This is a genomic window from Haloferax sp. s1 (assembly GCF_058382125.1).
This window is the reverse complement of record NZ_JBZRPK010000375.1, coordinates 1-3,811: the sequence shown is the minus strand read 5'-3', so window position 1 is coordinate 3,811 and position 3,811 is coordinate 1. Positions and strand designations below refer to the sequence as shown.

Sequence of the window (3,811 nt, the reverse complement as noted above, 5' to 3'; positions counted from 1 at the left end):
CCGACGAAGAGAAATGTGTGAAAAGGGTGGCGGCTGGCGTAGGGACCCGGCCCGGTGTCAACCCCGCTTCCCCCGGCGTCCGCCGAGGCCTCGAAGCCCCCATAGGGATTTCCAGCATGGCCGGCAAAAGTCGCTCCCAGTGAAACGGTTTATCCCCCCCCCCCGCCGTAGGCTTCGGACTTCTCACCGTCCGGTTGGACCGCCGAGGGGGCGATTGTCTCGTCGCTCTCGACGTTCGGGTTCTCCTGTACCTGTGCTCCGGCGTGCATCAACTGGGCAACTATTGGCGTGTCGAAGTCGTGGACGGCATCCGTGACCTGTGTCCACGCCTCTACGTGGTCCTCGGTGACGAGACCGGGTTGATTCAGATATCCCTGACTGTAGGTGTCGTCGGTGTAGACGCCCTCGGTGACGAGAAACGAGAAGCCACCCTCGGCGAATTTCGCGTAGTAGCGCGCCATCTGCTCGGTCGCCCGCCCGTCGGCGGTCGCGCTGACACGAGTCATGGGTGCGAGGCCAGCGCGGTTGTCGAGTTCCAGGTCGTTCAGCGTCGTCGCGTCAAATAGTATGTCGTCAGACATTACCACCGATCCGACTGTCGGGCTTATAAGCAGACGGCGGTGTGGTTGGGCGGGGCGCACAACCGTGTGCTTCCGCGTCAAAAACGGTGTGGGTCAGAAGAGACGAGGGTCAGGAGAACTTCCGAACCGTCATATTCAGCGTGTTGAGGTCGACGATAGGAGCGTACCCAGCGTCAGGGTCGATATTGACGGATTTCTGGAAGTCGGTCTGGGCTTGCCAGCAACCGGAGTTGACCGCGAGAACGTTGTGGTATTTCCCCCAGCCGAGTTTGTGAACGTGGCCGGTGTGGAAGATGTCCGGAACGTCCTCCATGACAAGGTAATCGAGTTCTTCGGGTGCGAGGCGCGTGTGACCCCCGAACTGCGGTGCGACGTGCCGCTTTTTCAGGAGTTGGTACATCGCCTTGTGCGGTTCGTCGTAACTCGCCTTCTCCGAGGGGAGTTCGGCGATGACTTCGTCGAGCGAGACGCCGTGGTACATGAGCACCTTGACGCCTTCGAGCGTGACTATCGAGGGGTTGCTCGTGATGCGGGCGTCGTGGGCGGACATAATGTCGCGGAGTTCGTCGTCGAAGCCGGGTTGGGGTTCTGCGAGGCGAACCGCGTCGTGGTTACCCGGAATCATCACGATATCGAGGTCGCCGGGAACCGATTTGAGATGCTCCGAGAACACCTCGTACTGGTCGTAGATGTCGATAACGTCGAGTTCTTCGTCCTGATTCGGGTAGACGCCGACGCCTTCGACCATGTCGCCCGCGATGAGGAGATACTCGATGTTCGCCGCTTCTTCGGTGTGGAGCCAGTCAGCAAATCGGTTCCACGCATCGGCCATGAACTCCTGACTGCCGACGTGTACGTCCGAAATAAGCGCTGCCTGGACGTGTCGGTCCGCGGTGTTCGGGCGGTAGCTCCGCGGCACGTCCGGGAAGTGCATCGAATCGACGAACAGAATCCCGGCGTCGCCGGAAAGCGTTCCCTGGACGGCGATACACTCGTCTAAGAGGAGGTCGTCGACGTAGGACGCGATTTCCTTGTCTTTCATCACGAGACACGGGAACGTCCCTGTCGTGTCCTCGAGGTCGATAATCCAGTGGCCGCTCTTTGTCGACCGAACGTCGTCTACGAGACCGATGAGTTCCGCGTCTTCCCCGCCGGACATCTTCGAGATGGCCTTCGCCGGGCGGTGGTTGACGCGTCCACGGAGCATCTTCGAGAGCTTCTCGTAGCGGTCGCGGAACACCTTCACAAAGTCGTCGTACTCCCCCGTTCCCGTCGACTGACCGGTCATGTCGTTCGCAATATCGAGCGACCGAAGTGCCGGGTCGACGTTCCGTCCGCTGGACGACTCCTGTACTTCGGATGGAGTCGTATTTCCAACTTGGGTGGCGTTGTCATCCGATGTTGCAGCGGAAACGGGGGGGTCGCCTACGTCGGCGGCGCTCGGGGATTCAGTTCCCGGTGGGTCCGAAGCGGGTGCAGACGCGAGCACCTCGCGGACGTGGTCTGCAGTGATTCGAAGCGCGTCATCCGGGGTGGCTTCGACGACACGGGCGAGCGTAGTGCCCGGGTCGTCCGAACCGGCGATGAGGGTCACGGCCTCGCGTTCGGCGTTGTAGCCGCGACCGACGAGTGTCCGGACGATGCGCGCCGGCGTCTCCAATGGCACACCGCCGAGTCAGCGGAGCGTGGCAAAAAGGGTGCCGAAACCCAGAACGTTGAAATCCGGCGCGGGCAAACTGGAAGTGATGAGTGCCGACGACGGCCGCCCGCCCTCCAACGACTCGCCGCTCGGTCCAGACACCGATGAAGGATTTCTGAAACAGCTCTGGACGGCCGACGAGGGACCGTTACTGTTCATTCGAGAGGTGTTGACGAGCGCTCTCGCCGTACTAGCCGTTGGCTTGCTCCTATTCGCGATTAGCGGTGTGTGGCCACCGATGGTCGCCGTCGAGAGTGGGAGCATGGAGCCGCACATGCACAAAGGCGACCTCGTGTTCATTTCGGGACCGGACCGTTACGTCCCCGACTCGGCTGTCGAGGGGACTGCCGTCGTCACTGCGGAGAAGGGCTCAGAAGTCGGCTATCGGTCCTTCGGTGGGAACGGAAGCGTCGTCGTGTATCACGACCCGAACGCAACTGGCCCACCCATCATCCACCGTGCAATGTTCCACGTCGAAAAGGGTGAAAATTGGTACGACAAGGCAAACCCCGACTACATCTCGGCGGACAGTTGCAACGAACTGGCCAACTGCCCCGCTCGCTACTCCGGGTTCATCACGAAAGGAGACAATAACCCGCGCTACGACCAGGTGAGCGGTATCAGCGACCCAGTCCGGCCCAAGTGGGTTCAGGGCATCGCTCGCGTCCGTATTCCGTTCCTCGGATGGGTTCGCCTGACGCTCGCAAACACGCTCATGGCACCGAACTCTGTCGACCCCGTGCCATTCGAGTCGGTGTCAGTTCCGGTTGAATCGGGGTCTTCGATGGTTAGTCAACCAGCAGCGCAGGTCTCGACTATCGACACGAAACCGTCGGCCCTTGAGCCGAACGCGTCGGCCATCGAGCTAAAACGACCGACTAACGTGCACAGACAGTTTTCGCAGCCATCGCTGGCCGCATAACTCGGGAAGGCAATTCCGTTCTCAGCAGTTCTCGTCTGACAGTCCACTCCGACACTCCACGTTCGAAGTCCACTCCGACACTCCACGTCCGGTAATCCGTATCTCGGGCTCGAAGCGTTAGAATGTGACTCGAAGCCTCGTAGAGTAGTGTGACTCGAATATCAGTAAAGAGGTATACTCGACCCTTAGTTGTCGAACCGCGCCTGCACGAAGGGTTGTGCGCTCTCAATGTCGCCGAGACGGGAGTCCGTTAGGAGGACCGCCTCCGTCTCGTCGATAGGAACAGAGAGGCTGATTTCCTTGGTCCGGCCGTAGCGTCCTTTGGAGACGACGACGGCGTTGACGATGCCGAGCATGTCGAGTTCGGAGATGAGGTCGGTAACGCGACGCTGCGTGAGCACGTCGGCATCGATCTCCTCGCAAAGACGCTTGTAGATGTTGAACACCTCACCGGTGTTGATGTTTCGGACGCCGTTCTTTTCGAGGAGGATGATAGCAAAGAGGACGATTTTCGACTGCGTGGGGAGCGTCCGAACGACCTCGACGACGCGGTCGAGTTCGATTTTATCCTGTGCTTGCCGGACGTGCGCTTCTTCGACGGTATCGGCC

3 protein-coding genes and 1 pseudogene are annotated in these 3,811 nt (G+C 60.4%); 1 reads left to right on the top strand and 3 read right to left on the bottom strand.

The features are described from left to right. Window positions 1–155 precede the first annotated feature (155 nt). Both QT222_RS04725 and QT222_RS04720 read right to left on the bottom strand, forming a co-directional pair. Window positions 156–581: pseudogene (locus QT222_RS04725) on the bottom strand (oxidoreductase); the annotation flags it as partial. A 109-nt stretch (window positions 582–690) separates the two neighbouring features. Beyond that, a complete protein-coding gene (locus tag QT222_RS04720; protein WP_491476465.1) occupies window positions 691–2,247 on the bottom strand; it encodes a DNA-directed DNA polymerase II small subunit in 1,557 nt (518 codons plus the stop codon). Window positions 2,248–2,326: 79 nt separating this feature from the next. Here QT222_RS04720 and QT222_RS04715 point away from each other — a divergent pair, with 79 nt between their 5' ends. Further along, window positions 2,327–3,202: a S26 family signal peptidase gene (locus QT222_RS04715; protein ID WP_491476464.1), complete on the top strand. Its 876-nt coding sequence runs from the start codon at window positions 2,327–2,329 to the stop codon at window positions 3,200–3,202. Between the two features lie 185 nt (window positions 3,203–3,387). On the opposite strand, the gene QT222_RS04710 is transcribed toward QT222_RS04715, so the two are convergent. Beyond that, window positions 3,388–3,811 (bottom strand): Cdc6/Cdc18 family protein (locus QT222_RS04710; RefSeq protein WP_491476463.1); only part of this gene is annotated, 424 nt, incomplete at its 5' end.

Coding starts and splice junctions, on each gene's coding strand:
- QT222_RS04715 (WP_491476464.1), top strand. CDS start 2,327: ATGAGTGCCGACGACGGCCGCCCGCCCTCCAACGACTCGCCGCTCGGT.